This is a genomic window from endosymbiont of Riftia pachyptila (vent Ph05) (assembly GCF_000224455.1).
GTDB lineage: Bacteria > Pseudomonadota > Gammaproteobacteria > Chromatiales > Chromatiaceae > Endoriftia > Endoriftia persephonae.
In genome coordinates, this window is the sequence record NZ_AFOC01000141.1 from 1 (window position 1) to 5,653 (window position 5,653).

Genomic DNA, 5,653 nt, shown 5'->3' on the forward strand with positions numbered 1-5,653 from the left:
TGGGAAGGGTATCGCCAGCCAGCTTGAGCAGCACATAGTTGCGGTGGCGGCGGTTGATCAGCGCCAGATCGCTGCCCGGCTTGCCGATGGTAAAGAACTGATCCTGCAATGCCTGCTGCTTGCCTCGTTCAGGACCATCCAGGATAGAGTACATGCGCCGCTAGCGCTTGATGCGCTGTTTTTTCCACAGNGGCTGGGCGGCGTTGATCCGCCGGATGAAGCACCACAGTTCGATCCAGCTCAGGCTCTTGTGCTCTGTCCTCGCCCACCTGAAATTCAAACTCAAAGACGCCCAAGTTGATTCGGTCGCCATGCTTGAGGAAGTGTTTCGGATCTCGTGGCCGTTGAGTTTGGTGCCGTTGGTACTACGCAGGTCTTCCAGAAAATATTCGTTGAAGATGCGCACCACCGCGGCGTGGTGGCGGCTGACCGAGGTGTCATTGAGGCAGATATCACTCATCGGATCCCTTCCAATCATCACCCGCTTACCACTGAGATCGACCTCTCTCAAGACCCTTCCTTTATCGATCATCACGAGTTTTTCCATCACCGGTTCCCCACTATTGCTGCAGAAGCTCGGCCTCCTTGTCGTCCCAAACTCTGACAAGGATGACAGAGACATTATCCATGCCACCCTTCTCACAGGCGGCCTCTATCAGCTGATCGGCCGTCTGTTCCAGATCTTCATCGCCTGCCATCAAATATTCGTGAATCTCGTTCGAGCTTAGCATACCGTTCAGTCCGTCGGTGCAGAGCAGGTAGAGATCGCCCGTCTCCAGGCGTGTCTTCTCCAGATCCACCTCGACATAGGGGAAGATGCCATAGGCACGTGAGAGCACGCTGCCCGGCACCCCTGACCTGCGCGCCTCTTCGGTGGAGGAGAAGACCTCCTGAGCAACCAGCTCCTCGACCAGTGAGTGGTCACGGGTCAGCATCTCCAGCTCCCCTCCGCGTAAGCGGTAGAGACGGGAGTCACCCACATGGCCGTAGATCAGATCGTTTCCACGAAACATGCCCAACACCAGGGTGGTGCCCATACCCTTGCACTCGGGCATCTCCTGGGCCGCTGAATAGATCGCGGAGTTGACCTCCTGGACCGTCAGGCGCAACTGATCACAATCCACCGGACCACTGGCGACACCGGGAGTATCCAGCAGCCGGTTGAGCAGCAGGTTGACCGCCAGGTTGCTCGCCACATCGCCGGCATTGGCGCCGCCCATACCATCCGCGAGGATAACGATGCCAGCATCAGGATCTGCTCCCACCGCATCCTCATTGCGTTGGCGTACCACTCCCGTATCAGTACGCATCACAACCGCTAACTCCACGTGTCCCCCCTGTCCCAAACTTGGCTGTTTCGATCCGCGCCACCCATTAAGCGGCAACTATCCGATGATATTAATCTCTATTGCACAGCTGCAAATATACAAAGAGGGCGCCAAAGCCCCCTCTCAGCTGACATCGATTCGTTGCTGCTGCTACTGGGATTGTTTCGCCTTCAAATAGGAGAGCATGCGCTTTGCAGGCACATAGCCCGGTAGCAGTTCGCCATCGTCAAAGAAGATCGCGGGGGTACCGGTCACGCCCAGCAGTTGCCCCAGTTCCATGTGCTGGATGATCGGGTTTTCACACTTTTTTTGCTCAACCTGTTTGCCCGCTTTCGAGAGCGTCATCGCCTTCTGACGGTCGTCGGCACACCAGACAGCGACCGCCTTGTCGAAGGAGCTACTGCCCACCCCGGCACGTGGGAACATCATGTAGCGCACGCGGATGCCAAGATCATTGTACTGGCCTATCTCACTGTGCAGCTTGCGGCAGTAGCCGCAATCGATGTCGGTGAACACCGTCACCGTGTGCTCAAACTTCTCTGGCGCAAAGATCACCATATTCTCTTCACCCACCGCCTCAATCGCCCGCGCCTTCGCTTTGGCAACCTTGGGGGTAGTCAGATCCTCGCGGGTCTCGATATCGAACAGCTTGCCATTGAGCAGATATTTTCCATCGGCGCTGACGTAGACCAGACGCGGCCCGATCATCACCTCGTAGACCCCCTGTATCACCGAAGGCTGGATACTGTCGGGCGTCTCCCCTCCCAGCAGTTTGCCGACCCCCTGCCTGACCAGCTCGATCTCCGCCCTGTCAGCGGCAACCACCAGCCCGGAAAATAGCAGCATCCCACCCAGTAGTGGTGCCGCAACCCGCCTGAGGCGATTTCGCAAACGATAATATTGCATGAGTTAATCCCTGAAGTTTTGAAACTGTAGAGGCAGCCCGTAGTCCGCCTCTCTGAGCGTGGCGATAATCTGCTGCAGGTCGTCCCGCTTCTTGCCGTTCACCCGCACCTGCTCACCCTGGATCTGCGCCTGCACCTTGATCTTGGTGGCCTTGATCGCCTTGACTATCTTGCGCGCGGTATCGGTATCTATGCCCTGGCGGATGATCACCAGCTGGCGAGCGGCGTTGAGGCTAGTCTCCGGCTCCCGGATCTCCATGCAGCCCACATCAACGTTCCGTTTGACCAGTTTTTGCCGCAGGATATCCCGCATCTGCTGCAGCTGAAACTCCTGCTCGGCGCGTAGTGTGATCTCGGAGTCATTCTGTTCGAAACTGGCATCCACCTTTTTGAAGTCGAATCGGGTGCTGACCTCCCGATTGGCCTGATCCACGGCGTTACGGACCTCCTGCAGATCCACCTCAGAGACAATATCGAATGAAGACATATTCACCTCCCCGCAAAGCTGAATGTAATAATCGCGGGAATGTAGCACAGTTCCCGCTGCACATCAGGCATTGACAGGACCCATGCAGCATCCGCTTCAGGCTCGCGGATGGTGTTTGGCATGGAGAGCTTTCAACCGCTGCCGCGCCACATGAGTATAGATCTGGGTGGTGGAGAGATCGCTGTGGCCAAGCAGCAGCTGCACCACGCGCAGATCTGCACCGTGATTCAGCAGATGGGTGGCAAAGGCGTGGCGCAGGGTATGGGGTGAGATTGGTTTGTCGATGTCCGCCTGCCGGGCATGGCGCTTGATCAGATACCAGAATGCCTGTCGGGTCATGCCGCTGCCGCGTCGAGTAGGAAACAGGTGGATACAGACCCGCTGACCCAGGATCGCCTGGCGCGGTCCGCGCAGAAAACGCTCGATCCACGACTGAGCTTCATCCCCCATCGGCACCAGCCGCTCCTTGTCGCCCTTACCGATGACCCGTACCACGCCCTGGCTCAGACTGATCTGCTCTGGGCGCAGATCGATCAGCTCCGAGACCCGCAGGCCGGTAGCATACAGCAGCTCCAGCATGGTCCTATCACGAACCCCCTGAGGATCGCCCACGTCGGGGGCCGCCAATAGCTGCTCAACCTCGCGCTCAGTGAGGGTGCCCGGTAACGGGCGAGGCAGTTTCGGCGATTCGATCTGCGCACTGGGGTCGGCGCTGAGCAGACTCTCCCGCACCGCATATTGGTAAAACTGGCGCATACAAGAGAGCAGCCGGGCACTGGAGCGGGCCTGGCGACCCTGCTGCGCCAGCACCGCCAAATAGCCCAACAGATCCTTCTGTCCCGCCTCGAGCAATCTTTTGCCGCGTTGGCGCTGCAGCCACAGCGAGAGCTTCGACAGATCGCTCTGGTAGGCGACCAGGGTATTCTGGCTGAGTCCCCGCTCCATCCAAAGCGCATCGGCAAACGCCTCGATCAGCGCCTGCTCCACCACCGCTTCACTCACAATGCCCCCTCATGCCGTAGCAGCCAGGCCTTTATCGCCAGTTTTGTCCCACTCCGCCTGCCGGCAAACCCCCCCAGCCCAGTGGCGGCTACCACCCGATGGCAGGGCACCACCAATGGACAGGGGTTGGCACGACAAGCATTGCCCACTGCCCTGGGGCTGGTTCCCAACTCAGCCGCCAATGCACCATAGGTAAGGGTGGAACCCGGCGGGATCTGGCGCAGGCGCTGCCACACCCGCTGCTGAAAGGGTGTGCCCTGCGAAAAACGACGGCAGCTAATCGACTGTTGCGGATCAACCAGATAGGCCTCGATCTGTTGGACAATCGCAGAGACGTTCCTCTCTGTCGCATCCATCAGGAGCCAGGTTCGCGGCAGGAAATCGATGGACAAGAGCTCATGCCCCCGCATGCGCACGCCAAAACGACAACAAGCGGCATCAATTACCGCTTGATAGTCGGGCCTATCCGCCATAATCTTTCGTCATAAAAAGTGTAAAAATAACCGACACCAAATCAGAACAAAATTCACCCGCCAGCGCCACAGGCCCCAGCGAGATATGTCTATCTTACCCCTATCCCTGCTGACGATACTGCTCCTCCCAACCGTCCCCAGCGCACTGGCGGACGACAACCGGCCCGACATCAACAGCTTGAACCGCCAAGTCAGCGAACTACTCGCAGCAGGTCAGCGTCTACGCGAGCAGAACCTGGCAGCCAGGCAGCGCCTACAAACACTCTCACAAGATCTCCAGGAGGGGTGGCGCCGTAATCAGATACTGGATCAACAGATCCAAGAGCAGAGTCGCCTCTACAACGAAACCGCCCTCTCCAGCCCCGAAATCCAGGCAGTTCAGACAGATAGATAACCGCCGCCTCATCTTTCCACAGTTCTTGTGGATAACTTTGTGGGTAAGGTGATTGTATTTGCCTGCAGCCCTTGTCGCTCAAGCCCTCCTGTTAGATTGATCAGTTTTTATACAATCTAGATATATCCTTTAATTTCAACTAGTTACAAATATATTGACAGACCAAGTAAAAATCTGTCAGGCAGCACCCAGGCATTGCGAAGCAAACGACTAGGGTGTGCATAAAGAATTTGACAAGTGAAAAAAACTGAAAAAACCTCGAGTTAGAGGCGGCCGCATAATGTGACACAGGTCATACAATCCCCCGCCTCCCTGTCAAGCGTTGCACAGACTCGATGGAACCCGGACAATGCGCCACCCCATCAACAGCCGCCGGATCGATAGTGACAATACCATTCTGGAGATCGAAACCACTTGAACAGCTCTCCGCCAGCGAATGGGAGTTGCTCTGCGACGGCTGCGCCAAATGCTGCCTGCAGAAGCTGGAGGATGCTGAGACCCGGGAGATCTATTTCACCAACGTGGTCTGTGACCTGCTCGACCTCGACAGCTGCCGCTGCAGCCGCTACCAGGAGCGCTCCACCCTGGTGCCAAGCTGCATCACACTCACACCCAAAGACCTGGATGACCCCTACTGGCTGCCCTCTACCTGCGCCTATCGGCTGCTGGCAGAAGGTGCAGAACTCCCCAGCTGGCACCCATTGCGCTCCCACGACCCTCACAGCGTTGCCGCTGCGGGCCATACCATCTGCGGCCGGGTGGTGCCTGAAGCGGAAGCGGATGACCTGGAGTATCACCTGATCGACTGGGTGCAGGCATGAAACCAGGCTCCACTCTCGCCGAACTGCTGGAAACGAGCGGCTTCCAGCCCAGTTATTTCGATATGGGACGTCGTGTGAACCCGATCGACAGAGCGGCCTTTCTCGACTTTGAATGTACCCGCAGCCCCTATCCCCTACCTTTGCAGCAGCAGGCCTGGTTTGCTGTCCTGCTTGCAGAACCGGACAATCCACAGGGCGAGGTCTCGATCTGGTTTCTGCACCTGCCCCTCGACGAGCAGTGCA

General features: G+C 57.7%; 9 protein-coding genes. 3 read left to right on the plus strand and 6 right to left on the minus strand.

What is annotated here, in order from left to right; genetic code table 11:
- Positions 1 to 160: 160 nt before the first annotated feature.
- The 6 genes from RIFP1SYM_RS15315 to RIFP1SYM_RS15340 all read right to left on the minus strand — a co-directional run bounded on the left by RIFP1SYM_RS15315 (position 161) and on the right by RIFP1SYM_RS15340 (position 4,195).
- A complete protein-coding gene (locus RIFP1SYM_RS15315) occupies positions 161 to 622 on the minus strand; it encodes an FHA domain-containing protein (RefSeq protein ID WP_081417785.1) in 462 nt (153 codons plus the stop codon).
- On the minus strand, positions 561 to 1,310 hold the full coding sequence (locus RIFP1SYM_RS15320) for a PP2C family protein-serine/threonine phosphatase (RefSeq protein ID WP_006475851.1): 750 nt from the start codon (positions 1,308 to 1,310) through the stop codon (positions 561 to 563). The genes RIFP1SYM_RS15315 and RIFP1SYM_RS15320 overlap by 62 nt, the downstream gene beginning before the upstream one ends.
- Before the next feature lie 168 nt (positions 1,311 to 1,478).
- Positions 1,479 to 2,234 (minus strand): DsbC family protein, encoded by a 756-nt coding sequence (locus RIFP1SYM_RS15325; protein ID WP_005966477.1) that lies wholly within the window; start codon positions 2,232 to 2,234, stop codon positions 1,479 to 1,481.
- 3 nt (positions 2,235 to 2,237) lie between these two features.
- Positions 2,238 to 2,720 carry a YajQ family cyclic di-GMP-binding protein gene (locus RIFP1SYM_RS15330; RefSeq protein ID WP_006475850.1) on the minus strand — a complete coding sequence of 161 codons (483 nt, stop codon included), beginning with the start codon at positions 2,718 to 2,720 and terminating at the stop codon, positions 2,238 to 2,240.
- Positions 2,721 to 2,816: 96 nt separating this feature from the next.
- Positions 2,817 to 3,722 carry a site-specific tyrosine recombinase XerD gene (xerD, locus tag RIFP1SYM_RS15335; RefSeq protein ID WP_005966481.1) on the minus strand — a complete coding sequence of 302 codons (906 nt, stop codon included), beginning with the start codon at positions 3,720 to 3,722 and terminating at the stop codon, positions 2,817 to 2,819.
- The gene (locus RIFP1SYM_RS15340; RefSeq protein WP_005966483.1) at positions 3,719 to 4,195 is read right to left on the minus strand and encodes a methylated-DNA--[protein]-cysteine S-methyltransferase; all 477 of its coding nucleotides are present in this window, start codon (positions 4,193 to 4,195) and stop codon (positions 3,719 to 3,721) included. Before RIFP1SYM_RS15340 ends, xerD begins: the two co-directional genes overlap by 4 nt.
- 85 nt (positions 4,196 to 4,280) lie before the next feature.
- Between RIFP1SYM_RS15340 and RIFP1SYM_RS15345 the strand changes: the two genes are divergently transcribed.
- From RIFP1SYM_RS15345 to RIFP1SYM_RS15355, 3 genes are all read left to right on the plus strand, one after another.
- Positions 4,281 to 4,589, plus strand: a complete 309-nt coding sequence (locus RIFP1SYM_RS15345) for a hypothetical protein (RefSeq protein WP_039960721.1) — start codon at positions 4,281 to 4,283, stop codon at positions 4,587 to 4,589.
- Between the two features lie 383 nt (positions 4,590 to 4,972).
- The gene (locus RIFP1SYM_RS15350; RefSeq protein WP_305790606.1) at positions 4,973 to 5,410 is read left to right on the plus strand and encodes a YcgN family cysteine cluster protein; all 438 of its coding nucleotides are present in this window, start codon (positions 4,973 to 4,975) and stop codon (positions 5,408 to 5,410) included.
- A partial coding sequence (locus RIFP1SYM_RS15355; protein ID WP_039960722.1) for a DUF3549 family protein occupies positions 5,407 to 5,653 on the plus strand: 247 nt, incomplete at its 3' end. The genes RIFP1SYM_RS15350 and RIFP1SYM_RS15355, both read left to right, overlap by 4 nt.